Here is a 26,997-nt window from a genome sequence, read left to right on the forward strand (position 1 = left end):
GCCGACTTCAGAACCCCTTCGCCCCATTGTAGGTACTGGAGGCTCTGAAGCCAGCGGATGTCGCCCATTATGTCCCGTTTGTATCCTACTGCTGAGAACTCGAGGAGAAAGGAGAGAGTCCGCCCGTCTCCCGCCGTAAACTGGAGAAATGGGTGCGATAGCCCTGGCACCTGGACCTTCTCAAAAGATACGGACCTGGAATCAGTAATCTCTACAGGATTGAACTGGAATATGAACTTCTCCATGGTCACTTCGTTTATCAGAAAACCCTTAGCCACAGGGCCAAAAGGAAGACCCGGTTTGACTCCTCCGTCTCTCGGAACTAACTGCGCCATATCGGAAAGCCTCCGTCACCAGGGCGCGCTACGTGCCCGGTCTTCTCTATCGTAAGCCCTCACTATCTCCGTTAGTACCCGTCCATCTACCACGAGCTGTATGACTTCAGTTTTGGGCCTAGCTCCCAATTCTGATTGTGCGGACTCAGCTTTCTCAATAGGCACCTGCACAACAATAGGCCGTACTGGAGGAGTAATCTCGGCAGGCCGCGCAACGGGCAAAGTAACCGGCATAGCACGAAGTTCAGCCGCCGACCCCGCCTCAAGTTCTGAAGGCGCAAACATCTTGGCTTCTACGGGCGCAATTTCGGGCACCCTTGGGACCGGGACCTCCGCCCCCGCCATTCCGCCTGCCAGTGCCGAAGCAAGTTCCATGCTTGCAGCGGTCATAAGCGGTATGCCCTTCCGCAGCCCCTTGGCGAACATCTCAACAAGATTAGGTCCCCAGAGGTGTGACATTGCAAGCGGCCCTGTTTCTGCAGGAGACTCAATGCCAAGGAACCGTCTTACAGCACCCGCCGCTTCCTTTGCAATATCTCCGATGCCACCTATCATGCTTTTGATGCCTTCGATAAACGAGCTTATCAGATTCTTACCCCACTCCAAGGCCTGCGCTGGCAGGGATGTAAAAAACTCAACTATCCTTGACCATATCTCCGGCAGACTGGAGATTAAAGTCTGCCATGCACTGGATACCCCTGCGCTGACTTGAGCAGGGACGCCTGTCACCCAACCCCATAGTGATTTTGCGATACTAGCTATCCAACTTGAGATAGCATCCCATGCTGCACTGAAGGCTGCGCCAATATGCCCCGGAAGCGTTTTGAGCCAATTCCAAATCTGTCCCGGCAAAGAAACGAACCAGGAGATAGCAGTCGCACCGCCCCGTACTACAGCCGCCCATAGATTGGCGAAGAACCCCTTAATCTTATCCCAATTCTTGATAATCAGAAGCGGGATGCCGTAAAACACTAGCAGTATGGCAAACAATGCTCCGAATAGAGCCTTTTTGACAACGGAAACAAGTAGCCCTGGTAAAGACCTAAACCAGCCCACTATTTGTCCCGGTAGGCTCCTGAACCATGACGGTATTCCACGTATCCACGCGATAAAACCTGAAGCTCCGGCTACAATCCCACGCCATAGAGCTATAAAAAAGGTTCTGATCCTGTCCCAGTTTCTGATGATGAGAATTGGAATACCGATGAACGGCAAGAATACCGCCAGTGCTTTTACTACCGTTGGAGAAAGTTCGGTGGCGAATTCTCTAATTCTCGCCCATGAACGGCCCAGAAATGCCGTCACCTTATCCCAATTCTTCCAGAGAAGATATATACCCGCAACTACCGCTGCTATACCCACGATCCAGAGAGTAAACGGATTGAGCATCAGCATTCTCAAAAACCCGAGCACCTTAGTTCCTGCCGCTAACATTGACATTCCGAAGTTCCTTAAACCTTCTCCTGCGAGCGCCGCGCCATCTTTCAGTAGCCGGAAGTAGTCGCCGATCTTAGTAGGCAGAGAGGCCGCCGCGCTCCCTATCCTCCGAAAGCCAGTTATGATAGCCTTGGGATCAAACTTCGCGACCGCTTTCGCCATCCCGTCAAACTTCGCACCTACATTAAGCAACACGTTGGGAAGCCCCAGAAGCCCTTTCCTCGCCATGCCTATCGGTCCCAGTAGACCGCGTACGGTCCCTAATACGTTGGCCGCGCCAAGGGATAATGTGAGCTTGACCAAGGCAAGTCCCTTTAAGAGCAAGAGCGAAGCCACCAGGCCGCCGATCACCTTGCCCAGCATAGAAATCTTGTCTGTGGGCAGATCCCGCCCGCTTCGCGCGAACCTTTCGGCCACCCACGAGATTATGTCGCCGAACGTCCGAAAGATGGCAATGACAACCCGCACCGCAGGCCCCAGGATCGCCCCCGCGGTGCGCATGACCGCTGCAATCCCCTCTGCAAACCCACGAATAAACGGCAACGCCCGCCTAAACGCCCTCCCGACCTGGAGGCCAAAGTCCCTGAATGTTTTTATCGGCAGATCAGATGCCGTCTTGGTGAGATCCGTACCCGCGCTTATGAAAGGAGCCACGATAGCCCTGCCGACATCCCAAAAAGCCGCGCCTATGGGCCTAAGCGCATCGCTAACGTCTTTTACGAACCCCCGCACGCCCTCGACGAACCCCTGCAGGAATTCCCTGGCCCTCACCGTGAACATCCATATCTTCACCGCGATGTCCAGAAGATTGAGCTTTTTTAGCTCATCCCGCAAGGCCTCAGGTAACGCCGATACCCATCCTGTCTTAGGGTCGAACTTCGTGTTGGCGATGAGGGTTGCGACCCCCCGCCAGAGGGCGCCTATACCGCCTACGTTCCGCTCAACGAGGAGCCTCAGGCCCGCTATAGCCGCGCTTACCGCAAGCACCGGCCACGCTAGAGAACCTATGGCGAATTTGCCGCTAAGCCCGATTTTCTGAAGCAGTAACGGGATGACCCCGATTACGCCCCGCAGGAACATGAAACTGCTGGCTACCATAAGAACTACCGCCGAGACGCCGGCGAACGTCACCGCGAAAGACGCAACCCACGGCCTCTTTTCTATGAACTTCGCCACGCCCCGCACAAGGCCGAGGACCGCGTCAACCACTGGCTTCACCACAGCCACAATCCCCCGGAACCCCTCGCCGATGCCTTTCACGACGGCCTCCGTATCCGCGAAGCTCTTAAGCGTATGAAGGACATTCTGGAGCATGACGACGACCTCGTCGTAGAATACGTCGCCGATCCCCCGGCGCAGCCTCGTCATCGCGTCGCGCATGTTCGAGACGATGCCCTGAGGGGTCTTCATGAGCTCCGCCATGAGCCCGCCGTAGCGTTTGGTGAGGCCCGCCAGGATGGCCTCGATAGCCTTCTGCGCAGGAACCCCTTGATCGGCTATCCTGGAGAGCTGGTCCGACGTAAGCCCCAACTGCTCTTGGAGGATGTCGTATATGGGGAGCCCCGTCTCCGTGAGCTGGAGGAGCTCCTGCCCCACCAGCCGGCCTTTCGCGTGAATCTGGCCCAGCGCGCGGATTATCCGGTCCATCGCCATGGGGTCTTGCATCCCTGCCGCCGCATCGCCCACCGCAGTCAACATGGGGATAATCTCCTTAACCTGGAACCCATACGACTGCATCTGCCTCGAGTACTGTGTCAAGTCCAGGAACTCAAAAGGCGTGGTCTCGGCGAATTTCTGCAATTCCTCTACGTGCTGCGTGGCCCTCTCTGCGGAGCCCAGGAACATCTCAAACGTCTTTGTGATCTGCTTGAATTGTGCGGACGTATCAAATGCGGCCTTACCCACAAGCACGAGAGGCCCGGCTATAGCCGTCCCCGCCCCAAGGCCAACCAGTCCGGTCTTCATCAACCGCATGGAGGACGCAAACCGGCGCGAGGCGGCATCGGCTGTATCGCTCACGGAACGCAACTGGTTCTCCACGCCCCGCATGGTAACTGTAGCCATGTCTTTAGCTGTGAAGATAAGCCCCAGACCCATACCGCCGTAATTGAGCATCCCCGCTACCTCGCCCTTCGCGACAGGCTATCATACGCCTGTCGTAGTTCCTCTATCCGGTCATAGAGCAATGACAAAAGCCGGTCCTTGACCGGCACATCCAAATCCATCACTTCGCTATAAGACATTCCCAGGCCCGTACCTTCGCACAAGAACATCAACTGAAATACATCCCGCGTGAGCTGTTCTTCGCTTATGCCGTTGGCAAGAAACTCCGCTGCGAACTCTTGGGCAGGAAAAAACTGCGTTCGGAGAATATCGGTATGTCTATTTCCTGAATCCTTCCGCAGTTGGGACATTCTACCTGAACCGTAGTATCTACCCCGCAGTCGTGCTCCCGCCATTCGCTCATGATGTAGTCCATGTCGTCCGCATCCAAGTCATCGAAGAATTTGGCCGACAGTATTTTTTCGCCTTCTACCTCCACGGTTATAAGCCTGAGCAGACCCGAGAACATCGCGCTATCGCCCTCGAAGCGGATCCCACGCATCCGCTTCTCGTCCTTGCCCTTCAGCAATCTGATCTTAACCTTACGCCCCAAGCTCGGCGGCTTGACCTCAAATATCCGGTCTTCGCCGTAGGGAAGGGGAGGGTCGAGGTACTTAATCTTTAGTGCGTTAAGGTCTTCCTTCCAGAGGAAGGATTCTCCGCAGTCGCAATTCACCCGAAATATGAATTCCGATCCGTAAGTTATGGTCCGCAGATGGTTCAACAAGGCAAGCCTGTCCCCTACCAAAAGCTCCTTCGGATCATACCCCGGTGTCAAAATGCAGGACGAGAGCACCTCGTCTATGGCACTCCCGTCCCTTATCCGTTTCTTATCCACGAGCAGGTTCTGCTCACGGACCTTCATCTTTCGGGTTTCAATTTCTTCACCCGAAGATGGGAGTTTGAATGTATACATGCTTTTTCTCCTTTCTTGCTATCTCATCACTGTTTTTAACCCTTGTCATAGTAATCATAAGCGAGCTCAAGGCGCCTTATCGTCTTCTCCGAGGAAGTCGCATCAAATTCTCCAGGTACGAACTTTATCGGAAACGCTCCAAAGATATTCCATCGCTCAACTTCATCACCATTGGCATCAAGTTGCACCACAGCAATATCTTTCTTATATTCGGATTCTTCCACTGCCAGTTTCCCTTCAGCCACCTTAACAGTAGTACTGAACCAATTCCAAGCACCTTCGTCGTCCGTGGCACCAAACTCAAGCACTAGATTCTCCGCAGAGAACAGCCCCGGACTCTTATAGGGTCTCACAGAATCACTCTCTCTGTGCTCTATGACCTCAACTCCCTGCTCAAGCCCAGAGGCTTTTTGAAAAGCTGTTCTTGCAAAACCATCTATTTCGACCTTAAACGTGAACCGTTCGTAGAATCTAACCTGCTCACCCATTTATCTCACCCCCGATTAGGCTGGCGGAGCTGCCTCAGGAGCAGGCGCGGCAGCCTCAAGCGTATGCTTCATGTAGTCGAACCAGACGAACTCTGTCGGCGTGTGAGTCGCAAGTCCAATCTTGCCATAGAGTATTGGACCTGGCTCAGGATTTGTCTCGGCGTCAATCTTCACGGCGAACGCTTCCTCCGGAGTCGCACCCCTCAGCCCACCGGCCCGCCACACCCTCAAGAGGAAGGCGGAGATTGTCCTCGTGAGCCTAGCCCAGAGCCCTGGCTCGTTGTTCTCGAATTCGACCCACTGTGTGCCGTCATCGACCGTCTTCTCAACATAGATGAACGTCCTGCGTTCGTTGATATACGTCATCTTGCCGGTTCCTGAAAGCGTCCTCGCGCCGTAAAGCATCCTCCCGTACCTGGACATGGCCCGAATCGGGTTTATCCTGGCAGGATAAAGGACATCCCTCACGGCCTTGTTGTTGACCGCGTTGTCCTCCACACCAAGGACGCCGTAGAGCTGGCCGTCTTCGATGCCCGCAGCCACCTTCCATGGACCCTTGCCGGGAGCAGCGTCCACCCTCGCGTATGCGCCCATCGCATGGCCGGACGGGGGTATGATCTTATATAACCCAGTCACCGGGTCGGATATCCCGACATTCGGCCAATAGATCGCGCCGTATTCGCTGTTGAGCTGGGCCGTGGTCTCCACGTACTCCTTCACGTCTTGATAGCTTGCGGCCATCGGCGGGTCGAGAAGACCAAAACAGTCCATACGGCTTGCGCAGTATTCCAGGACACCGTTATGGACAGCCGCAGTCGCAATCCCGGGGACCGCAATCAAGAGCGCATCCTCCACATTATCGAGGGCGTGCAGCCCGATGCCAGTCGCGCTAGAACCCAGATAGTCGCTATCCCCGATGGTAGTGAGCCCATCATCCCCACCTGTCAGCGTGGAGGTTCCGGCGGCTGGCCGATCCTCGGGGGCCGCGGTCGTCGTGTCCATGTCCGTGACCCGGATATACTCAGACTTGCCATTGATCCTGCTCTCCACGAAATCCGCGGAGAGATCATCCATGGAAAGTTCGTCAAAGACTTCCTTGATCACACCATCATACTTCACCACTAACCGAAACTTGGTTGTTGTGTCCTTAGTCGCATTCGCTATCTCAATAGCTATCTTGTTGCCCCAGGTTCCCTCGTTTACAGCCTCCACCTTGAGGGTGTCAACAGGGGTCACCGTACTCCTGTCCTTCAGGGTGATGGCAGCCTTTTTAGCAGTACAAGTTGTCGGATCGGTCGGGCTGGTATAGTGAGCTGTCCTCACCACATAGAGCCTCATCCCGGGCTTGTTCCTAAAGGCCCCTTCAACCGCATAAGGCGCATAGCTCTGGGGGATGTATCCGCCATAGACCTTTTGGAACTCTGTCAGGCTCGTGACGAGCCTTGGAACCCCGATAGGTCCTTTCTCGAAGACCCCCACTATCGCACCTGTCGATACACTCGCCCCAGCAAGTGTCATAACCTGTGGCGGGCTCTCCGATTTGTAATGTCCAGGCGAAAGGAACTCAGCCATCAGCTAACACCACCTTTCTTGGGACGCCGCTCAACCTCAGCCTCCACGGATATCGGGCCTTCCGGCAGTACCTGAAGATTCCCGCGCTTGATGTTGGACTGTATGAGTGGTTCCCTCATCGCTTTGTCTGACAACGTCTGAATCTCAAGCGGCGCAAAATAAATGGCCCCCTCTTTTGTGGGGACCACTAGCGGTGCGTTCCGCTTGTTCTTTACCCGTGTCATCCTAACCACCTCTCAGTTTAGAAGTGCCTGTATACCTCCTCAATCTGCTTCTTTTCGTCTCTATATGTGAGTTCTAGTCCCGTCACCAGCGGGCCTGTGATAACCCGCCTATCCTCAACCCGGACCTCTCGGACCGCGAATGATCCCCGAGCAGTCAGATATGCGGTGGACACTGCACCAGGCGACAAGGCGAGCGTGGGGATCAGCTGGTAAACATCTGTGCCATAGACCACACCCAGATCATCTGTCAGGTCGACGGACACCGTAGTATGCTCGGCAAAGAACGTCAAGCATTTTTGCGTTAACTGGAGCAAACCTTCCGGCCCGATCATCGTGGCCGCCACTAGCTCATAGTCGAATTCGAGATCGTAAAACCTGGGCGGCGGGGATACCCGGAATTGACCGGCCAGGAAGTCCTTCGTCACCACGCGCTCATTCGATGCTTCAATCCGCACCTCTGTAACGCGGGGGAAGTAGAGGATAAGCGCAGGGATCTGCGCTATCTCGCCATAGTCTGTATGCGTTACCTGAACCACATTTCCCAAGATACTGGCCTTGAGTAGCCGGATAACCGCACGCATGGTATTCTCAATGTGTTCGCCTAATGCCATTCAGACCGCCTCACACCATGAACAGCTTGGAAAGCTCTTCCTCGAATATCTTGATCACCGCGTCCGCTTCCGCCTCGAGGACGGGGCGGAAAGAGGGCCGGGCTGGAATCTTTATCGCCGTAGTTGTTTTCTTTAAGTGGACTCCAAAGACCCCGGCAAAGAATCCCCGCATCTTGGGTGTGACTGGCACAACCGCTCCGAACTCGTGCACCTCACCGATATTAACGAGATCCTGACCTTGTTTCCCCCGAGCGGTCCGCAGGATACCCACGAAAACAGCATCGTCGCCCACCAGCTTGAACGTAATGGAACCAATCAGGTCACCATGATCAATAAGGGCCTTTGAACTCCCCTTGCGGCTGATGGTAAACTCCGACAATGGAGTAAACGCCTGCCCACCTGGGGCCTGATCCCTAATCCCTTGTTTGATCTTATCCCGGATGTAGACTCCAACCCGATTAAGTGCGCGTCTGATCGCTGCGTCATACCGGCTTTCTAGCGTGCTGAAGAATTTCAGCGCCTTGTCCCAGTCGCCATACTTTTGGATCGTCATGGACCTTTTCGCCTCGACTCGAACATGAGCATCACAAGCCCATACGTACCGTTACTTTGGAATGCCGCTGGCCTGGCCTCGGTAATATACGCCTCGACGGGGAGTCCGCCTATCTCAACGATCTTATCACCCTTATCAAATCCCCCCAGTTTGGAGAAATCTTCAGCAAGCATTGTCACGTGCCCCATGCTCTCAGGCGTTTCTCCCGCCAGGGTCATTGCTTGGGCCTCGACACGCTCATAATTGACCTGCGCCCGGATTTCTACTGGTTGACTATAGATAGGCTGTGTCGTCGTGCGGAAATCGGGGTCCCACTGCGTCGTGGACCTGTCGAGCCGGGCTATTTTCACACTAGTCGGATGTATAAGCCTCGGCCTCATATCACACACTTCCTATCCCGGATGGGGCCATGAACTGCACAAGGATGGCATCGATCTCGGGATCTCCGGTGAATTCTGACGGCCTCTTATCCGGAAATAACATGTACGCGTGTCTATCAGTGGTCTCCTGCATTATGCGACTGCGCTTTCTCTCTTCCTGCGCGTCCTTGTCAACCAAAGGCGCAAGATTCGAAATGACTATCCTCCTGCACGCGTACTTGATGAGCTCGGGCGTCAAACCGTCCTGTTCCACGTAGCCGAAGGAGCCCACGACCTCCACATTGCCCTTGCCTTTCGGGAAGCCCGGCGCATAGTAGAGCCTCGGATTTCGCCTATCTTGCGCGGAGTTATAGACGACCACCTCCGCCAAGTCGATGGACTGTCCGCTGATCCGGATTTCCTGAACGGAGATCACGGGCACCTTGAGAAAGAGCGTGGGCACCCCACGACCGTCAAACCTAAACGTGCAGTCACGCTTCTCAAACCACTGTCCTGTCAGGGTGTCGATGAGTATGCTTGCCCGCTTGATGGCATCCTCAATCTGCAGGTCGGATGCTTGCTCTGCCGTAACGCCTTCCGCACGAATCTCCGGGACTATGGCATACATGGCAATCGCCTACCTGTAGATGAGCTTCTTCAAGTGCCGAAGCTCAGCGTCAAACTTGCAGCACTCAGAGTTCGAGAATTCAACCCTGAGGACTTCCACGACGTCTAGCTTGTCATCAAACACGAAAACCGTGCGTTCGAAATCGTCTTTCTCTGTCCTTAAAAGCTGAAGCCCCCGCATCTTCAAATAGGCTGCGAGGGCCAAGTCAGTCGTCCCGTATTCTTTCTTTTCCTTCTCACTCATAACGGTCTACCTCATTTCGTGGTTGTGATTACAAGGTTATCGGTCGCCGTATTGGTGGTATCCGTAACACCTGCCGTCCCGTTATAGTGCATCCCCGAAGCCGCGAGGTGCGCGTTATACTTCGTTATGAGCGCGCTGATCGCCGCCTTTATGCTTGCGAGGTCGTCTGCTATCCCTGAGAGCACCGCCTCGAGCTCCCCCGACGTTATGTTCCTCGCTCCGCTGAAGTCCGATGGAACCTTCGCCATCAATTATCACCCCTTTGGAAATTTCCGGTTGGGTATTCGCCTGTAAATCCCCACTCATGATTGGCTGATAATCCTGATCGTTAGTGGTCTGAACTATACCCGGTGCGTGTGTTCCAACTATGTCTGGCGGCGGGACCGGCCCCGCTTCAGCTACTGGTGCGTTTGGTCTTGCCTCACCTGCAATCTCCTTCATCAGGTCCATCGCGTGTAGTTCCTCTATAGGCTCTTCGTTGTATGCTATTTCCTCGACATCAAACACACCAGTCGTTTTTAGATATTCTCCAATCTCCTTAGAAACCACGAGCGGGGCCCCGACCTTGAACGTGACCCCGCCCACATGGTATGTTTTCCCTTTTTTCAATGTAGCCTTATACATGGCCTATCTTCTCCTTACGCCACCTTGATGTTGATCATCTTCGCAGTAGCGTCCTCCTCCTCCAGGGCAAGGCCCACACGGCAGGTTACAACTATGATAAACTGCCTTGCAGTGATATCCTTGTCGGTCTCCACGGATATATCCCTGTGAAAGCCGACAATGATATTCTTGGGATGAGTGAAGATCGCTGAAGTAACTACAGTCGGCGTCCCAGTCTCCGGCATCATGGCGCAGCCGTACACCGGCACGCCATAGGCCACGGCAGGCACGTCCTCGAGGAGGAACCTGTCGCCGGCGCCGGTAGCCCTGTCGGCCAGGAAGTCGCGCCAATCGACCTCAACGCTGTGGCTCGTATAGAAGCCCCACTCTTTCTTGTTCCGGATGTACTTTGTGGGAACAGCCTTGAAGAGCTTCTTCCACAATTCTTTCGAGATGGCTACCGACTGAGCATCTACTATATGCGAACTTATCCTCTTGAGAAGCCCATCCATCGTCTTGAGATACGTGTCGGCGCTCGCGGTGTCACCCTGGATTATGAGTTCCTCGAGGTCCAGAGCCACCCTGTCCGCTATGAGCCTCATGATGTGGTCCTCGAGGTTCCTGCCTTCGATATTATCCTCAAGGATCTGGTACCCAAGCCTCACTTCGGCTATGAACTCTTTGGTGTCGATCTCCACCTTGCCCGTAGTCGGCTTGGTCCTGTCCGCCTCAGCAAGCGGTGTGTTCTCCACCGCGGGCTTCAGTATCCTCTGGTCAAATCCTATCTTGTCTATAATCCTTTTGCTGGCCGCAAGCCTTTCTACCCTGGCGTTCTTGAAAATGGTCGGGGTGTCTATCACCATATCTATGAACCTGTTTGCTTGCTCAGGCTGAAGGGCGCCGCCCGCCGCCAGGTCGGCGAGCACCATATCAGCCTTCTGGAGCAACTCTTTGTTCTCCATCAAAACTTACCTCCCATTGACAAAAATAAAGAGAAGCACCTGCTTCTCTCTGCTTTCTTTTAATCAGTTAATCGCAATCTCCAAATCTATGGCTTCCGACCAAATATGACCCCGCTGAACGTACCGGTGTTCGCCTTCTGGACCTCGTTGGGTATGCTCTGCGACACCGATCTTGCCTTTTCAATGGTCTCTACCCGGGCCGTCAGCGGATCGACCGCCTTCTTGATGGACTCCTCAACGCTCTTAGTGATCTCCTCACCCGCCTTTTCGAGTTTCGCTATCCTCTCCTCAATAGGCGCCAACGCCTGCTTGATGCCGTCCGCCATGGCCTTGTCCATTTCTTCCTTGGTCACGTCAGTACCCCTTTCCTCAATTGATCCCTCTGCTTCCTGAATCAACTCAGCCAAAACGTTGGCAAGCTGAATCAGGTTGCCATGCGTCTCCTTGAGTTTCGCCAGTCTTGCTGTGCTAATCTTCTTCCCGACCTTCTCTAAGCTCTCTAGCGCCTTTTCTACCCCGTCTTTCTCCAGGATCTTCACGACAAAAGCCTGGAAAGCATCTAAGTTGGCCTTGATTCTCTCGATCTTGTTAGCTTCGTTGTCCCTGAGAATGTCCCTTATCACATCTTGTAGTTGCCATACGGCATTACTGATGTCGTTGACCTTGACGGACGTTTCAAAGGCTGCTTCAAGGTTTTTATCAGCCTTCTTTACATTAGACACACTATCAACGACCGCCGCATCAACCGACCTTCCGCCCTCATGCTGAAAGATCAAGTCCTTTATCTTCTCGAGAATACCTTTTTCCGTTTTCGCTTTCTTGGGTTCGGGATATCCATACCCATAGCCGTACTCAAGGCCTGCGAGTTCTGTTAGCTTCGCCAGGGCCTTGGCCGCCTTGTCGGGCAGCTCAACCTTTGAAAGCGCATTGACAAGGGCCTCTATCGCGCTCTTCAGCTTCTTCTCATCAATGGCCTTTTCAATCTCCTCACCCACGCCTTCCTCCTCTACCATCTCATCTTCCAGCTCGTCAAGATTAGCCTTCGGGTTCACCGCCTGTTCACCTCCCTTTGACTTGAAAAACAAAAACCGCCTTTTGTTGGCGGCCCTATCCACAAGAGATATTTCGGACACATCTAGGTTAGCCAATTTGTTTACCCCAAACTTACACCCCCCCCTCCCTTAGTGAGTAGCGATAAAGGCGGGCACTGTCTCGGGTTCGACAGTTTCAAACTCTGGCATGGATACCTTTGCGTTCCGAATCCGTTCCCCCACCGCCCCAATGCTCAATCCTGTCTTCGCCCCGGATACGACCTCCTGCCACAAACGCTTGTCGATTACGTGTATCCCGACTACCCACGCCCCTGAATGGACTTCCCCTTCTCCGAATTTGAACTGGTACACTTTATGTGCTTCCCCGGCGATGGCCTTCCGATATTCTTCTGGGGTAGGATAGGGGACCAGCCAGCTCTCAACAAGTTCTGCGTCAGCTTTCTTCTCATGTTGATCCCCTACCAACTGAGACTTCATGTATCCATGCGCCGCCTTTTCGACCTCAAGGACCGGCACCCAGTCCCCTTGGGAGTCTACGATGTATGGGTCGAGCACGATCCCGTAGACTATCTGCCTCGCGGAGTCCACCTTAGCGATGGGTACGATTTTTCGTGAAGCTGACTTCTTAATCTGAAAGGCCCCGACATCTATTAGCCGGGGCCTTTCACCAGGCTTGCGCCATGTGAGCCATTTCTGACCTTTCTCTTTTAGTTCTCTTACAACGTCCTCCAAGTTGTGGCTTTCAGCATATGGCGTCTGATCAGCCGGGCGATCTATAAGCCACACTTTTCGATCGCCCACCGGGGCGAATTCAACTAGAAGTCGTCCTTTTAGCTTTTTACCGTGCAGGAAATACTCGAATAAATGTTCACGCCATACTCCGGCCTCATAAGTGCCGGAGTCCACGATGTCAAATCGGGCGTACTTCCCTGTGGTGGCTCCGACCTCGCCCGGCTCTGATATGCCCTCGAAGGTGAGCCAACCTTTCGGTTGTACTAGTTTCGGGACAACCTGGAGGTTGTCGTCCGGAGGCAGCGATATGAGCCTGTTCGTTGCATTGTCCTCGGCCTTCCCGAGGAACACGGTCCAGCCGTGGAGGACGCCGTCAGATTCGAGACGCAGGTCGCTGTGGAGCGAATGCCCTCGCTTTATGAGTTCCTCCCTGGAAAGCTTCACCTCGTCTTCGCTCAGGCCCCTCCAGTGTTCGTGTACTATGAAACGCCCTCGCCCGGACTTCGGATAGAGCTTGTACCAGTTCTCCTGCCAGAACTTCTCCGCCCTCTCCCCACGGGTCTCGCCTTCATCTCCCGGGATCTCCTCTTCCGCCTTCTTGATATCGAAGTTCGTTACCAAAAGCTCATACCGTATCTTTTCGCCCGGGGTGGTCCAATCGCTAGTGTAACGCGTGGCCACCTTCCGAACCTTCCATTTACTTGGAATATCAACGATCTTCAAACTCGCACGATTGCATGATAAAATAAACTTCCCTTTGATGTCCTTCAAAACCTCAATTAACTGCCTAAAGTGCTCTATATCTCCATCATCTTCATACATACGTTCTTCCCGCCCGCGAGGATAGGGGGGATCTAAATAAAACAGCGTATCAGAGGAGTCGAACTTCTTAATAACCTCCAAAGCATCCCGATCTTCAAGTAAGACACCTTGCAAGCGCTCACGGAGGGTCTTCAGGCGATCTATGTTAACATCCGCCTGCACACCATTTTCCGTATGAAGAAAGTGGTTAGCGTTGCTATGAGCATGACGAAATCCGAACCGACTAATATACCAGGTCCGGTATGCTAAATCTTCTACTGCGCGAGGGTGCCAATCCGCCAGCTTTCTGTAGGTGGTTTCTCTGCCTACCCAATCACGGTCCACAAATCTCTGCAATTCTCTATCTGAAGCCTTCTGCAAGAATTTGTAGACGGCCATTATCCCTTGGTTAATATCGTTCAGAATTTCTTCTTCCGATGGTTCTTTGCGCCAAAAGACCGCCGCCCCTCCCGCATAAGGTTCCACATATCGCTTGTGCGGAGGAAATAAGGCGATGATTTTCGATGCCAAACGAGTTTTTCCACCGATAACACTAAGGGGTTGCCTAACCGCTTTTTCAGATATCTCTTTCAGTACCCTGCCTCTCCGGGCAATATCTATAGCCTGGACCACAGTATACGCCGGCCTTGACCTATCCGGTCCCATAGGATAGGGCTTTCCCCAGGCCACCTTTCCATCAGGGTAGAGTAGAAGCTCCTCCACCATCACGTTCAAGGTGTCCCCTTCATTCGCAAGCTTCTCCTTGCTTACGAAGGTCTTACCCAGCGTTACGTCCTTCTTGGTCTCATCGTCCCGGAGAGCGCATTCATATACGTAACCATTCGCTGTCTTGTCCACCTTGAGGACCTTGACCTTGATTTCGCACCAAGTCTTGAATTTGGCGTAATCGTCCGTCGCCCCGAAGGTGTAGGGCATATCGCTTCTCCGGGCAACGACCCCTTCTATGGCAAGACCTGCACCACGGAAGGGCTGCCATGAGGCCATTTCTTTAGCCACACGCTTGAACTCGCCTTCACTCTCCACGAGAACCTGGGGCAGCACTACGAAGTCCTCGCCAAGTTCCTTCCCTAGAGACTTCAGAAGTGCGTACCTATCGGAGAAAGGCCTCTCATGCACATCCCCTTCCGGTTCAAGGTAGAGGAGATCATAAAGGAAAACATAAGGCCGGGCTTCAAGTCCCCCGGAAAGCACGGAGAACACCTGCGGCCTTGCGAGAAACTTCCCGTCCTTCGCAGCTTGAAGCTCCCCCTCTATAATGCAGTCGGGGCCCTTCAGAAGAATGTCCCTCAAGTCCGAAAGTTTGTCGGCTCTCTCCTCTTTGGAATCCTCGAAATATATACTCACCTGATCTCCGGCCTTTTGCAATATACACCGGAACCCGTCCACCTTGGGCGAGATATATAACGGCACATCCCGCTTGCTCGCCCACTTCTCCCAGAGCTCGTCTGCCGAGAAGAATTCAGTATACCCAATTAGCGCTGGCTTGGAGGGCGTATACCGCGTTACAGGCTTCAGCCCGGCCTTGACCGTATGAACCTTGAACTCTCTTTTAGGTCTGAGGACCAGGTCGAACACGGGTATGTAGTCTGCGTGCGGTCCGGACTCCTGATACACCCAGTGGAGGTAACCCTTCTTCTCGGGGTCGAATACCTTCCGGGTGAGTATCTCAAGACCCACATCACGCCTGTTTTTGCGAATCACAAGGTCGACGTCGCCTGCTTCTTCGCCCTTCTGCACCACACTGCCGGCTATGTTCACAAAGTTCTCAACGATCACTACGTCCTGGGTCTCCGCAAGACGGGCCTTCAGGTAGTCCAGAGACACGGCGTCCTTCTCGACCTTCGCGCTTTCTTTATCAAGCCTGTCACGCACGTTATGGTTCATATCTCTGGCCCCCATCTCAGCCACGATGATAGCATGGGCATTCACAAGATCCTCCCAGGTGAGCTTGCCCTCTTCTTTATCCTCGGCCTGTTCCTTCGGCTCAGAGAAAAGGGCACCCGCAAGCTGATGAAGCCTCCTGTGAAGAGAAAGGAGTTCCTTATCGTCAATTTCCTCTAGGTTCGCACCCGGAATATCGAGTATCTTCAAGGCAGTTCACCTTCGCTAAAAACACAACTGGTTGTCGTGCAGCACCTGGTATAGATCATGCTCCAAGGTCATGATCGTTCGATGCTCGAGGTTTAACTGGTTCATGTAGTTTATAGCCTCTAAAATCTCGTGCAGTAAAACACTCATTTTCGCAGCAGGCTTAAGGTCTTTATCTATGACGAGTCTAGCCTTTTTATAATCCATCTCACCGAACGCCCTGGGATCAAGCGCGGCCTCGGCCTCCACAACCTCAAAAACCTCTCCGCCAATCTTAACATTCTTAGGCAATCCATCCATAATGAATCTCTTCCCTTCAAAATTGTTATCCATAAAAAGGAAACCGCCTCTTTTCAGAGGCGGTTTCAATATCTCTTTCGCCAGTTATCAGGTCTTACAGGAAATTGCGCCTATAATACTCGTGCAACTCGGCATCCGATTGGAACTGTGGGAGCCGTGCACCGCCAACAACCTTTGACCTGATCCGTTTGTCAAACTCCTTGACGGTCAGAGCCCTGAACGTCAACACCTCGTCAAACGCTTGCCGCTTCCAAACAAAGCCATCTGGCGTCTCTTTAACGAGCTTGCCGTCAAAGCACCTCTCGCGGTTAGTATCGTTGAACGTCAAATATCCTTTCTCGGTTATCCCCACCCCAATGGCTAAGAAAGAAAAGCGGAATTTCCCGACTGAACTGGTGATCTCATATAAAACTCTGCCGTCAATCATACTTCTAGACCCTTCTTTGGACTGTTACAAAGTCCTCAATCTTCTTCCCGTTTATTTCCATTATACCGTTTCGGCGGAATTCCATCAACAATTCGTCCCGCTGATAATCAGTATCACAGGTGATACCAATGACGCTCTCCTTGCGAATCCCCTTCCTGAACATTATCTCATTGTCGGGAGCGTAATCCCTGTTTATTTCCTCAATAAATTCTTCTGCCGAAAATCGATAGTGGAATCCCCGGTACTCCTCGGTTGAGCCATAAGAGTCATGTTTATAAGCATACCAGTCTGTGCGTTCCAACTCCTTTACGTCGAACATTAAACGATACCCCGAACCCATAAAGGAATCGCCATAGCTCCAATTTCCACGTGCCCGTTTGGAAACAAGCCGGACAAATGCGTTATCTGCTCCCCCGCTTTCCATGTCCGATCCTGGGCTTGAGCCGCCCCTCAGTCCAACACGAAGTCGTTCACAAGTAGACATCAGTCCTGGGCTGTCTGGACCGAGTATTTTCACCACAGTGGAACTATCAGCCCCTACGCCAGCAAAGAGGTACTCAGCGCCCAGCTTCTTGTATTCCTTGGCCCGGCCCTCTTCAACGAATGTTCTATATCCAGGCCACACCTCGCGCTCAACCAGTTTGTCTGCGCGGCTCGGGTCTATCCCACGTTTCCGTAGGATGTCCTCCAATTCTCTAGCTGTCCGGCCCTTCGCCCGGGTTTTGTATTCATCCTCCGGCGCGTGCTGCCATGCAAGCCGGGCCAAACGCAGTAGCTTATCATCGTCAGGGATCGGGTCCACACCCAGCAGATCAAGACCGAGTTCTTTTAACAGCTTCTTGACCGTCTGCGCCCCGGCTTTCCCGTCGTTTCCGTATACGCGGATAATGACCTGACCCTTAAACGCCCTGAGCTGATCATCATGCACAAATAGCACTTCAGCCTCAGGCCTCTTAAGGACATAGGCCAGACCCCAATCTTTTGCCTGGGCCTTGCTATAACTATAACCCTGCGGCGTTATGACACCATCGTAAGTGGAGTACGTTTCTTCCGAGGCCCCCAACGTCCTCAAGGTCCCGACCATATCCCTGTGGTACGGCTCTGTTATCTTATATGCTACCTCGAACCCGGGTCTGCCATCCTCCAGAATCCTGCGGACGTTTATCTGCTGGCCCTCGACAATATCTTTGTCCTTGCGCACCGCTATGCCCCGCGCCGTTGCGTGCCCAAGGTCGTCTAGCACATCACCTACCGCAGGAGCTATGGCGCGCCTTGTGCCCCTCGCTTGCTGCAGCCGTGCCCTGACCCTGTCCCGTGCGGCAACAGTAACCGGCCCTATTTGGTCCGGATCAACCAACACCTCGACAAGCTCCGCCTTTGTCAGATAGCTGAAACAAGGTATGTTCTGCGCCTTCGCAAGGGCTTTGAGGCTCTTTACATCCATGGCCTCGAGCTCGGCCCTGGAAAGCGCTTTCGCCGCAAGCGGGGCCATTCGCAGTCCCTGCGGCGTCATTTCATCAAGGAACTGAAACTTCCCCTTAAACTGCGGATCCCGTTGCTTCAAGAGTTTAGTGAAGAACTCCCGGTACTGCGCCCGCACCTCATGTTTGCGCTTGACCGCCAGGTCCAGAAGTTCATTTGCTTTCGCACCCTTGCCATATAACGACTCGGCGTATGGCCTTAGGATAGCCCTGTATTCATCATCAGATATCCTTTCCAGCCGTTGCAGTGCAGGTAGAACCGCTTGAAGATCCAAGTCTATCTCGTTGTTTGCGAATGCCCGGTAGAGCGTGTTGTAGAGCGGTTCTTCTTCGCCGTATACTGCATTAGGATGATAATCCAGGCTCATGACCCATGAGGCCTGGTCTTTAATGTATCTGAATGCCTGCTCCTTATCGACCCCGAGAATCCTCCCGCCTTCCAGGTAAATAAAGTTCCCGGCGTGGCTGTCGAAGTTTCCGATGACCCAGTCGAGAACGTGCTCCCGCTGGATTTGTCGCCACATATCGGGTGTAAGCGTGTCCCATCTTATCTTCTTGAGATCGCCCTTCACCCCTGCCAGTAGCGGTTGCACGGTCCCGAACCGCCCGCCCAGAGTCATGGACTTGATTTCTATAAAGTCTCCGGACTCGTATAATCTTGCGGCTATCTGGGATGCCGCCTCCTGGACATATGCCCTGAAGGGCTCCACAGCCCCACCTTTGGATACCGCAGGCTTGAAGATGTATTTATCTCCCGTCGGGTCGCTATATATGTGTTTCTCTCCGGCCCCGCCCAAATACGCCCCGCTCCCGAAATAAGTCAACTTGTCCGGTCCGGGTATCGTAAACTTGGGTTCGACCGCATTGAATTCTATCGCTACTGGTTCGCCCTTGACTTCTTCAAATGACTTCGCAATATACGTGCAGCGGCAATGGTAGTGGTACGGTGGCAGTGACAGCCCGCCCTTTGCTAACTCCTCCTGCCCCCAATCCTGTATCTCCTTCAAGGTCCGCCAGGGGTGAATCCTTTTGACGTCCTCCGGGGTGTTGGCCTCTAGTAGGGCGTCCCGCAAGGATACCGCGTGCTCGACCCGAAAGGTCTTCCCGTTCAGATGGATGCACAAGGGGCATGTCCTCTCGTCCATCATTGCCATGATCTCGTATTCCGTGACCCCTGCATCCACAAGGCTCTGGACCGCACCCATGGCCCTGGCCCGCGTGATGGTGGTGGCCGCAAGCCCACGCCAGTATGCGTCGGAATGCGGGAATATGTCGTTGAATGCCGCCTTTAACTCCCGGCCCACATCGGCCCGCCCGAGGCCGCTCTCGAGGGCGAGCTCCCTGGTGATCCTGGCTATCTCTCCCCCTATGAATGCGTCGTAATGCTGACCGATCCAGAAGACCGTGTGATCGGTTAATATGGATCGGGCAGCCTCGTCCATTAGCGCGAATTTGGGTTTGATCCCGACCGTCTGGGCTATCACCTTGCGCCCGAGAAGGTAGGCTGTCCCGACCAGTCGGGTCGCTTCCTCCTTGGTCAAGTTAGCGAAGTCCGGCCCCATCGTCTTGGCTATCGTTTTGACTATAAGCCCGACCTCGTCCTCCGCAATAGGCCCGGAGAACGATCCGATCAACTTAGCCGCCTCTTGTATTGCTTTCTGGGCCTGATCATTCCAGCCTTTGAGGAGTAGGTCCTGAAATCTAGTTTCTATTCGGACGATAGACTCCTCACTCGCCTGCACGTGTGAGGCCCATCGGCCAAATAGCCTCTCCTCCAGGGGATCGGCCTTCTTAATGCCGACGCCCAGGAAGTCAAGGATATAGTCTATCGCCTCAACAGCCTCATGCAACATGCTCCTGCTCCTCGATCCTCTTTCGCACTTCCACCAGGAACTTGACAAACTTCTCTACATCGGCCCCCTGGTCTGATCCAGATTGCCCAGTCTTTAGCTTCGACAGGTATACCTCGAGTGGTTCATCTAACCAGTCACTATCAAGCTCGGCAAGGTCAATGTGCAGGACCTGTTCGATAAGCTTCCGTACCTCGCGCGCTGTTAGCCACGAACCCAGCTTCTTCAGGATATCCGATTCCTTATCGGGGTTCTCTTGCGGCGCAGAAAGCGTCTTGAACTCCCAGTACCGGACCCCAAGTTCGGGGAATATGCGGTGATTTATAGTGAAGTCGAATGCATCTCGCTCTGGCCCGAATACCTGGGCTTCTGCGGTATCCCGAGCCTCCTCCGCCGTCGCCCTGTTGAAGTCCTTCGCAAGGCCTACGTAGAGGGGAGGGAGCCTGAATGCCGATCTGACTTTCTCGCGGTTCGCTTCATCATACTTCATGAACAGGGCATCCTGCTGAATCAACTGCGCCAAGGGTTTTATGTCGATCCGCACCTGCTTCCCGGCATTCATGGCAAGCGGCGTTCCATCCGCCGATTCTGCCTCCAGCAAAAGAATCTTGTGGAAATTGCCGCGCCCTTTAAGCTGCTCCTCGACGTATGTCTCTATCCTTTCGCGAACCCCTTCTGCCAAATGGCCGCCCGATACAAGCACCACAAGCGGCGGCACGCTCTTGTTATCAAAGTAGAGGTAGTTGATCTCCTCCGCAGCCCTCGACCCTAAAAGCGACAGGAGATTACCTGCCCATCTCGGGATACCATAGGCGCTCCTCGGCGAGTATATCTTGAAGTGCAGCATCTCGTTAGCCGGAACCGCGTCCTTGGTATCTGACTTGATAACTTCACCCGTACGCATATCTATAGGCCGGGGATCGCCAAACTCTTTCCAGTAAACCTTCTTCGCCCCCACCAGTTGCACATACCGCCTGAACCGCTTCCGAAAGGGCAGTTCCTCATACTCGTTGTCCTCGTTCAGCACTTGGTACTTGATGTCCGTATACTCCGGATCAAGCCATGTCAGTCTGACCGTGTATGCCGGGACATGTACGATGCCCGCAAGCTCGCCCTTGGCATTCCTCAGAAGTTCCCAATACGCGTTGCCCGTGGTCTCGAGGTCTTTTCTGGTCGCCCTGCGTATGTCGGTGAACGATATCTCTGGGTTGCAGAATTTGAAAAACTTATGAATCCGCTTTCTTTCCTCAAGAGCCTCCTTAGGAAGATCCTCCCCTTTGGGGAGCTGTACGAGCGGGACAAGCGTATACCCGAAACCATCAATATTCGTCTCCATAGCCTCAACGCACTGATTGAGAATGTTGGATATCTCCGGCATCGCCACCAATCTGTTCAGGGGCAGCGGCGGCTCCAGTATCTGTGGCCCGTACTGTCCTACAAAGGGATCCTGGTCGATCCTGTGCGATACCGGTATAGCCGGACCGCTGTCCTGGCCTATCACTTCAGCTTTCGCAATGAGTTCCATCAACCTATCACCGCCACTCTACCGATTCCTTGTCTCTGTTGCCGTCTTGCCCTGTCCGCCGCAAGGACTATCGCCGCGTATGATGCGCAGTCCACCATGTCATCATGCTCGCCCCTGGGGAAATCTTCGAGTTCGTCTTCGTACACCTGTAGCCATGACGTACTCACCCTATGGTACACCGTGCCAGCTTCGTAACGCGCAGCTATAGGATAGGCACGGGAGACTTTGTCTGTATCCGCCTTGAGCGGAATGACCGGCAACCCCTCCAGCCGCGCCTCCTGGAGGAGCGATAAACCAAACGTCTTTTCCTCCACACCTTGCAACGCAGGCCGGTACCTCTCATACATTGCCCTCAAAAGCATCTTGTGCTTCGGGGTCTCCAGCCTCTCCCTGAACATGTCATAGAGAAGAAGGTCCGCTTCCGGAGTCACAATCCATGACCCGCAGGCAAAGTAGTCTGAGGTCTCCTTCTCAGTCGCTGCCGGGTCCACAGTCTGAAAGAACCAGCAGTCGGCTTTCTTCACCCTGTGCTCCCCACTGGGCTTGAGCAGGACGTAGAAATCATCTTCGTCCCTGAAGTACCTGAACCACTCCCGTCGGAACATGTTGCCTTCCGCCCGGCGCGGAGTCTGCTGGTATATCGCGCTAAAAAGATAAGAGCCCTGGCTTGCTCTCAGGGCTTCCAATTCTTCCTTTCCATACCTTTCCGGCCATAATGGCTCGCCAGGAATCCGGCCTAAGGGATCGCCTTCCTCAGCAAGAGCCGGGAATTTTAGTATCTCATAACGCTCCCCACCCGACTCCATTTCATCCAATAGTTGCCCGGCAAGGTCATTGTGCCTCCATCTCGTCATGATGATCGCCAAGCCCGCCTGCGGCTCCAGTCTCGTACGCAGAGTGGAGGCATACCATTCCCATATCGCCTCGCGGTATGTTTGGGAGTCTGCCTCAGCGATATTCTTGATCACGTCATCGATCAACACGATATTCCCGCCATGGCCTGTGATAGGACCTCCGACGCCAGCCGCTATGAGGCCACCCTCGTGCCCCTTTATACCCCACTGGTCCGCAGCCTTAGAATCGCCCGCAAGATTTATCCCGCTCAACCAAGGCCCGTATTCCCTTACAATTTCCCTAGCTCTCCGGCTAAAATTCAAGGCAAGCGACGCACCGTAGCTACAAAGAATAACTCGCTTGTCCGGATTATTGATAAGATACCATGCCGGGAATAGCCGTGAGCACAAAAAACTCTTGCCATGCCGGGGTGGAATGAAAACCATAAGCCTATGGATTCGACCGCAGGCGAGGTCCATGAGCTTATCTGCAAGCATCACCAAGTGCCGCGCCGGTCTCCATCTTCGCCGGGTAACTTCAATGCTGAAATTGACTAGATCTGCTTTAACCAGATCCCTTCGGCTTGGAATCCAGTCGAGAATATAATCGTCTTGCGAGTTCCCTTGCCTCCGGGTCTGCGATAATTCGCTGTGTGGCCTCATGCTCATATTTCCCTGTCACCTGGAGGGTTCCCCTCTGCTCGTTTATCTCCGTCGGCAGCCCCCGACTCTTGCGCTCGAGGTCTGCGATCTCAGAAGCATTCCGTAGGGCCTTCGTTACAAGTTCCGCTAGCTCGTCATCACTCATTTCAGCTAACCTGTCGTCCTGAACCCGCTTGCCGAATAGCCCCACCACGGCCCCTATCACACTTAGGGCATTCCTGGCTAGTTGCGCATGGCGTTTTTCCATTTCCTCTACTTCATCTGCTTGCGCCTGGCGCTTGCGCCTGTCAAGTTCCGCGTCCCAAGCCTGGGCCCGGCTCACCCAGGACCATCGGGTCGACCAGCCTCTCCACCATTCCGGAGCTTTTATCTTGTTCCGGTCTTGTTCCGGTTTTGTTTCGGCGAGACATGTTTTGACATGTTCCTGCCATGCCTTATCCAAGGATCTTCCTTGGCCTAAGTCCCGGTAGTGGACAAACGCATGGAAAGCCCGATCCGACTCATGAGGCTGCCTCTCCCATGGCTCCATCCAGCCTCACCGCCTTCCGCCCGGTCTGGGCCTCCCACCTGGCTAGGACAATGTCCACGTATTTGGGCTGCAGCTCGACCCCATAGCAAACTCGTTTCGTTTTCTCCGCCGCGATCAACGTTGAACCTGAACCCAGAAACGGGTCCATCACCAGGTCTCCCCGCACAGTTGTAAGTTTGATCAAAAACTCAGCCAATCCGACTGGGTACATAGCCGGATGGTTCCATTTCTCCTGGTTACCTTGCAACCGAATGACGTTACCAGGCCGCGCTATCCCACGTCCTTGAGGCCCCTCATACGTTATATTGCCGGTAGCTTCTTTCTTGCGCTTATTTTGGGGTGTATATATAGGCACCTTGTCTGCTTGTTTTCCTACACTCTTAGGGAAGAAACGGATTTTCTGCTGCTTAGAAAAGTGAAACACCCGCCCGAATTCATCAACCAGGTTAGTTTCCTCGTTGCCTTCTTGGTCTTCTATCTCGCGGACAACTACATCTACCCCGTCACCTTTGGCAAACCAAAAGACGGGCTCGAAATCATTCCTCAGCCGATTAGGCCAGCCGCCTGGCAGTCCAGGTTTTGTCCAGACTAGCTCATCGACGAACCTCCAGCCGTACTGGTCGACCATCGCTATGACCAGCTTCATGACATACAGACTTCGCTGCCCGTCCTCAACATGCTCTTTTATGTTCAAGAAGAATGACCCGGCATCGTCGAGCACGTCCCAGAGAGCCCTCGCTACACCGCCAAACCATTCAGGGTATTCGTCCGCCGGTATGCTCCCGTAATCATCCTTCCGCTGCTGGGCATATGGAGGCGAGGTCACGATCGTGTTTACCTTCGCGCCCTGCATGAGCCGGTCCAGCAACCTGACATCAGTGCAGTCACCGCATGCCACCTTGTGATCACCTAAAACCCAGATATCCCCCGGATTCGCCCGCTTCTCTATCTCCGGCGTCTCAATAACTCCCTCGTTTTCAGCATCGGGGAGCTCGGTAAGCAACTGCTCTATCTCGTCCAACCCGAAGCCGGTGATCTCAATGTCAAATTCTCCGGTATCAAGCTCCACAAGCAGGTCCTTCAGTTTTGGATAATCCCAAGTGCTATCCAGAGCAATCTTATTATCAGCTATACAATAAGCCAGTGCTTTTTCCCGCGGCAAATCAATGAAAATGACTGGAACTTGTTTTAATCCTAGTTTCCTAGCCACTTCAAGACGAGCATGCCCTGCAAGGATGGTACCATCGGGTAAAGCAAGAATCGGATTAGTAAACCCAAATTCTTTTATACTCCGTTCCAATTTTGCAAGCATGCTTTCCGGATGGACACGCGGATTTTCTGGTAAAGGTTTCAACTCATCAAGATCAATAGTTTTAAGTTGATATTTCAACTTGACCACCCGGACCTTTGTCTTCCAATCTCTTCATTTGCCAATATTGCCATTCTGCCATTAACGACTGCCTAACAAGGGCCCTTGTTATCTCCCAATCTCCTATAATCTCTTGAATCGCTAACGTTTGATATTCAACTATTTGATGACACCTGTTGCAAAGTACGATTGAGTTTTTGAGGTCAGATTGACCCCCAAATCTAGCCGGAATTAAGTAATGCAAGACCAAGCCATGGGACCCAAGGCATCGTGCGCAATGTCTACAATTCTCCCGCATCTCTTTACTTAGATGTCTCCATTCATGACCATAGGGAAATCCATCCTTCTTTCGCGATTCCCCGTTCCACTTAAGCGCAGGCAACAACTTGTCTTTGATTTTTCCCCATCGCTCACGTGTTGCGATTCCAATCTTTCTTTTGGTTTCTGGAGAATGATAATTTTCACCAAGTCTCTCTTTCCTACGTCTCAACCCCTCAGCCACTGCTTTTCTATGTTCCAGAGTTTTATTCATACGAGAAGTTATAAGCCGTGCTTTTGCCGTAATATTCCATTCCTCAACCTGTCTGCGCCCATTCACTCGTCCTAAACACGTTTTCCCACAGTATTTACTTCCTTTAGGGGCCAAAAAGAGTGATCCACATTCCGGACAAATATGCCCATATAATCGTCGTAATTTCTGTTTCTTCTTTCCAACTATTTCCCTAATCCAACCATCATCAGAAAGGATAAGCCGTGGGTCCTGCCCAATTAACAATCTGAGTCTCTCGTATTCGAGATCCCCAGGCTGCAAATCCTTTCGGGGATTATATGGAGCTGGGTTAATTAGACTTATCGGTATTCTGCGTATCTCCATCTTGCGCTCTTCTCTCCTTAAGCCTGCGGTAGAAGTTCAACTGCCCCCCGATTAGCGCCGAATCGTAATACTTGCTTATCTCCCAGGCAAAGTGCTGGACCATGGCCCTGTCCACCTCTGCAGGATCATCACCTATAACAGCCCAGAATCCTTTTGCCATGATTTCATCTTTCTTATCACCCATGCAATCACACAATCGGGTGGGGTTATCCGCGATCGCTACATGCACCATCTTGAACCTTGCCGCAATCGCCTCTGCCGCTATGACAAGCCTCTTTGCAACTTCTAGCTGTTTGCCAAAGGAGAACCCGACGGCCTTGCAGTTACCCACGCAGGCCGCACATGCCGTGCACCCTGCGTCAGGACCTTTGGGACTCAAGTGCTCGCAGTTCCTTGTGCACCAACCGCACTTGACACACTTACTGGGGTAGAACCTTGGCCTACCCCCGTTGTGAACCCATAGCTTTGTTGCTCGGGCCGCCATGCCCATGCCGATATTTTTGATACAACCGCCCATCCCCACTATCTTATGGCCGGTGAAATGCGCTACATTAAATATCTGGTCATACTGGCCCACTTGCTTGGGGACCTTGATATGAGGGGCCAGTTCTATCAATTCATCTTCCTCTAATATCCTGGCCGGAGAAAATCCATGATCTTTGGCTATTTTCAAGTGGGTCCGCGTAGTCCGGCGTTCCCCCGCATACAACGTGTTTGTATCGAAGAACTCCAAAACCGCCCCCTGTTCATATGCTGCTGCCTGCATCCCCAAAAAGAGATCCGGGTCAACATGACTTCCCGGCTTTGACGTCCTCCCAAAATGCACCTTGATCCCGATCCGCTTCGCCTTCGGGTCAATGGTGGCAATTAGCACAGGTTCCAACATCGCCTTCTGAGTGATAATCTCCAACGTACTCATAAATTAAATCTCCATTCTCATCTTTCTCCACGGGGACGAGCACGCCCCCGAAATACCGGTATGGTGACTTAGCAGACTTGGGATAATTCCAGTAATAGCGCATGTAGTCAATAACTGTCCAGTCCAATATGCTATTACGAATCTTAGCATTACAGGTATTGAAACCACTGGCATCTACAATGCGTAGGTCCCCGAACACTTCCCTTGCCTGCGGTTCTATATCTTTCCATCGGACGCGCCCATTCTTACGCGCAATCACGAGGGCGTGTGTATATTGCCCCCTGGAGTAATTCCAGTCCTCCGACAATCCACAACAGCTACCATTAGCACACATCTCCTTGAAATGTGCATCAGACACATAAAACCGAAGCCCCTTATCCTTTGCCACCTCAGCCATTTCCTCGACAAATGGCCTTTTGACCCATCTATTAAGGCGCAGGTACCCGGAACCCTGCGTATGTTTCCTGTATGTCTCAAGCAGGTCATAGCCTACAAGTTC

General features: G+C 53.2%; 24 protein-coding genes and 1 pseudogene. All 25 read right to left on the reverse strand.

Translation table 11 applies throughout. From position 1 onward, the window contains the following. Positions 1-335: hypothetical protein (locus tag HPY71_13495; protein ID NPV54507.1), on the reverse strand; the 335-nt coding region annotated here is incomplete at its 3' end. 15 nt (positions 336-350) lie between these two features. Beyond that, a complete protein-coding gene (locus HPY71_13500; protein ID NPV54508.1) occupies positions 351-3,887 on the reverse strand; it encodes a tape measure protein in 3,537 nt (1,178 codons plus the stop codon). A gap of 193 nt (positions 3,888-4,080) precedes the next feature. After that, positions 4,081-4,740 (reverse strand): hypothetical protein, encoded by a 660-nt coding sequence (locus HPY71_13505; protein ID NPV54509.1) that lies wholly within the window; start codon positions 4,738-4,740, stop codon positions 4,081-4,083. A gap of 86 nt (positions 4,741-4,826) precedes the next feature. Beyond that, positions 4,827-5,279, reverse strand: coding sequence for a phage tail protein (locus HPY71_13510; protein ID NPV54510.1), 453 nt, complete (start codon positions 5,277-5,279; stop codon positions 4,827-4,829). A 15-nt stretch (positions 5,280-5,294) separates the two neighbouring features. Further along, entirely contained in the window at positions 5,295-6,851 is a 1,557-nt protein-coding gene (locus HPY71_13515) for a hypothetical protein (GenBank protein NPV54511.1), read from the reverse strand. Continuing rightward, complete coding sequence (locus HPY71_13520; protein ID NPV54512.1) at positions 6,851-7,075, reverse strand: hypothetical protein; 225 nt, start codon at positions 7,073-7,075, stop codon at positions 6,851-6,853. The genes HPY71_13515 and HPY71_13520 overlap by 1 nt, the downstream gene beginning before the upstream one ends. Before the next feature lie 17 nt (positions 7,076-7,092). After that, positions 7,093-7,686 (reverse strand): hypothetical protein, encoded by a 594-nt coding sequence (locus HPY71_13525; protein ID NPV54513.1) that lies wholly within the window; start codon positions 7,684-7,686, stop codon positions 7,093-7,095. 10 nt (positions 7,687-7,696) lie between these two features. After that, complete coding sequence (locus HPY71_13530) at positions 7,697-8,239, reverse strand: hypothetical protein (protein NPV54514.1); 543 nt, start codon at positions 8,237-8,239, stop codon at positions 7,697-7,699. Then, the gene (locus tag HPY71_13535) at positions 8,236-8,589 is read right to left on the reverse strand and encodes a hypothetical protein (GenBank protein NPV54515.1); all 354 of its coding nucleotides are present in this window, start codon (positions 8,587-8,589) and stop codon (positions 8,236-8,238) included. The genes HPY71_13530 and HPY71_13535 overlap by 4 nt, the downstream gene beginning before the upstream one ends. A 31-nt stretch (positions 8,590-8,620) precedes the next feature. Next, the gene (locus HPY71_13540) at positions 8,621-9,226 is read right to left on the reverse strand and encodes a hypothetical protein (protein NPV54516.1); all 606 of its coding nucleotides are present in this window, start codon (positions 9,224-9,226) and stop codon (positions 8,621-8,623) included. Positions 9,227-9,235: 9 nt separating this feature from the next. Further along, the gene (locus tag HPY71_13545; GenBank protein ID NPV54517.1) at positions 9,236-9,469 is read right to left on the reverse strand and encodes a hypothetical protein; all 234 of its coding nucleotides are present in this window, start codon (positions 9,467-9,469) and stop codon (positions 9,236-9,238) included. Positions 9,470-9,583: 114 nt separating this feature from the next. Beyond that, positions 9,584-10,093 (reverse strand): hypothetical protein, encoded by a 510-nt coding sequence (locus HPY71_13550; protein ID NPV54518.1) that lies wholly within the window; start codon positions 10,091-10,093, stop codon positions 9,584-9,586. Positions 10,094-10,107: 14 nt separating this feature from the next. Beyond that, complete coding sequence (locus tag HPY71_13555; protein NPV54519.1) at positions 10,108-11,034, reverse strand: phage major capsid protein; 927 nt, start codon at positions 11,032-11,034, stop codon at positions 10,108-10,110. Between the two features lie 86 nt (positions 11,035-11,120). After that, a complete protein-coding gene (locus HPY71_13560; GenBank protein NPV54520.1) occupies positions 11,121-12,182 on the reverse strand; it encodes a hypothetical protein in 1,062 nt (353 codons plus the stop codon). A gap of 33 nt (positions 12,183-12,215) precedes the next feature. Beyond that, positions 12,216-15,731 carry a hypothetical protein gene (locus tag HPY71_13565; GenBank protein NPV54521.1) on the reverse strand — a complete coding sequence of 1,172 codons (3,516 nt, stop codon included), beginning with the start codon at positions 15,729-15,731 and terminating at the stop codon, positions 12,216-12,218. Positions 15,732-15,746: 15 nt separating this feature from the next. Then, a complete protein-coding gene (locus HPY71_13570; GenBank protein ID NPV54522.1) occupies positions 15,747-16,061 on the reverse strand; it encodes a hypothetical protein in 315 nt (104 codons plus the stop codon). Between the two features lie 61 nt (positions 16,062-16,122). After that, on the reverse strand, positions 16,123-16,455 hold the full coding sequence (locus HPY71_13575; GenBank protein ID NPV54523.1) for a hypothetical protein: 333 nt from the start codon (positions 16,453-16,455) through the stop codon (positions 16,123-16,125). A gap of 4 nt (positions 16,456-16,459) precedes the next feature. Next, positions 16,460-19,786 (reverse strand): hypothetical protein, encoded by a 3,327-nt coding sequence (locus HPY71_13580; protein NPV54524.1) that lies wholly within the window; start codon positions 19,784-19,786, stop codon positions 16,460-16,462. Then, positions 19,779-21,311, reverse strand: a complete 1,533-nt coding sequence (locus HPY71_13585) for a phage portal protein (protein NPV54525.1) — start codon at positions 21,309-21,311, stop codon at positions 19,779-19,781. Before HPY71_13585 ends, HPY71_13580 begins: the two co-directional genes overlap by 8 nt. Beyond that, positions 21,311-22,645 carry a phage terminase large subunit gene (terL, locus tag HPY71_13590; GenBank protein NPV54526.1) on the reverse strand — a complete coding sequence of 445 codons (1,335 nt, stop codon included), beginning with the start codon at positions 22,643-22,645 and terminating at the stop codon, positions 21,311-21,313. Before terL ends, HPY71_13585 begins: the two co-directional genes overlap by 1 nt. Before the next feature lie 64 nt (positions 22,646-22,709). Then, on the reverse strand, positions 22,710-23,129 hold the full coding sequence (locus HPY71_13595) for a hypothetical protein (GenBank protein ID NPV54527.1): 420 nt from the start codon (positions 23,127-23,129) through the stop codon (positions 22,710-22,712). Between the two features lie 178 nt (positions 23,130-23,307). Beyond that, positions 23,308-24,735: a ParB N-terminal domain-containing protein gene (locus tag HPY71_13600; GenBank protein ID NPV54528.1), complete on the reverse strand. Its 1,428-nt coding sequence runs from the start codon at positions 24,733-24,735 to the stop codon at positions 23,308-23,310. Positions 24,736-25,480: 745 nt separating this feature from the next. Continuing rightward, a pseudogene (locus HPY71_13605) lies at positions 25,481-25,579 on the reverse strand (transcriptional regulator). Then, complete coding sequence (locus tag HPY71_13610; protein NPV54529.1) at positions 25,545-26,498, reverse strand: DUF362 domain-containing protein; 954 nt, start codon at positions 26,496-26,498, stop codon at positions 25,545-25,547. Before HPY71_13610 ends, HPY71_13605 begins: the two are co-directional and overlap by 35 nt. Beyond that, on the reverse strand, positions 26,434-26,997 hold a 564-nt coding region (locus HPY71_13615; protein NPV54530.1), incomplete at its 5' end, for a hypothetical protein. The genes HPY71_13615 and HPY71_13610, both read right to left, overlap by 65 nt.

The organism is Bacillota bacterium (assembly GCA_013178125.1).
Classification (GTDB): domain Bacteria; phylum Bacillota; class SHA-98; order Ch115; family JABLXJ01; genus JABLXL01.

What these genes read in the sequence shown, in the direction of transcription:
- HPY71_13500 (NPV54508.1), bottom strand. Translation starts at nt 3,887, where the DNA reads ATGCTCAATTACGGCGGTATGGGTCTGGGGCTTATCTTCACAGCTAAA.
- HPY71_13505 (NPV54509.1), bottom strand. Translation starts at nt 4,740, where the DNA reads ATGAAGGTCCGTGAGCAGAACCTGCTCGTGGATAAGAAACGGATAAGG.
- HPY71_13510 (NPV54510.1), bottom strand. Translation starts at nt 5,279, where the DNA reads ATGGGTGAGCAGGTTAGATTCTACGAACGGTTCACGTTTAAGGTCGAA.
- HPY71_13515 (NPV54511.1), bottom strand. Translation starts at nt 6,851, where the DNA reads ATGGCTGAGTTCCTTTCGCCTGGACATTACAAATCGGAGAGCCCGCCA.
- HPY71_13520 (NPV54512.1), bottom strand. Translation starts at nt 7,075, where the DNA reads ATGACACGGGTAAAGAACAAGCGGAACGCACCGCTAGTGGTCCCCACA.
- HPY71_13525 (NPV54513.1), bottom strand. Translation starts at nt 7,686, where the DNA reads ATGGCATTAGGCGAACACATTGAGAATACCATGCGTGCGGTTATCCGG.
- HPY71_13530 (NPV54514.1), bottom strand. Translation starts at nt 8,239, where the DNA reads ATGACGATCCAAAAGTATGGCGACTGGGACAAGGCGCTGAAATTCTTC.
- HPY71_13540 (NPV54516.1), bottom strand. Translation starts at nt 9,226, where the DNA reads ATGTATGCCATAGTCCCGGAGATTCGTGCGGAAGGCGTTACGGCAGAG.
- HPY71_13545 (NPV54517.1), bottom strand. Translation starts at nt 9,469, where the DNA reads ATGAGTGAGAAGGAAAAGAAAGAATACGGGACGACTGACTTGGCCCTC.
- HPY71_13550 (NPV54518.1), bottom strand. Translation starts at nt 10,093, where the DNA reads ATGTATAAGGCTACATTGAAAAAAGGGAAAACATACCATGTGGGCGGG.
- HPY71_13555 (NPV54519.1), bottom strand. Translation starts at nt 11,034, where the DNA reads ATGGAGAACAAAGAGTTGCTCCAGAAGGCTGATATGGTGCTCGCCGAC.
- HPY71_13570 (NPV54522.1), bottom strand. Translation starts at nt 16,061, where the DNA reads ATGGATAACAATTTTGAAGGGAAGAGATTCATTATGGATGGATTGCCT.
- HPY71_13575 (NPV54523.1), bottom strand. Translation starts at nt 16,455, where the DNA reads ATGATTGACGGCAGAGTTTTATATGAGATCACCAGTTCAGTCGGGAAA.
- HPY71_13585 (NPV54525.1), bottom strand. Translation starts at nt 21,311, where the DNA reads ATGGAACTCATTGCGAAAGCTGAAGTGATAGGCCAGGACAGCGGTCCG.
- HPY71_13610 (NPV54529.1), bottom strand. Translation starts at nt 26,498, where the DNA reads ATGAGTACGTTGGAGATTATCACTCAGAAGGCGATGTTGGAACCTGTG.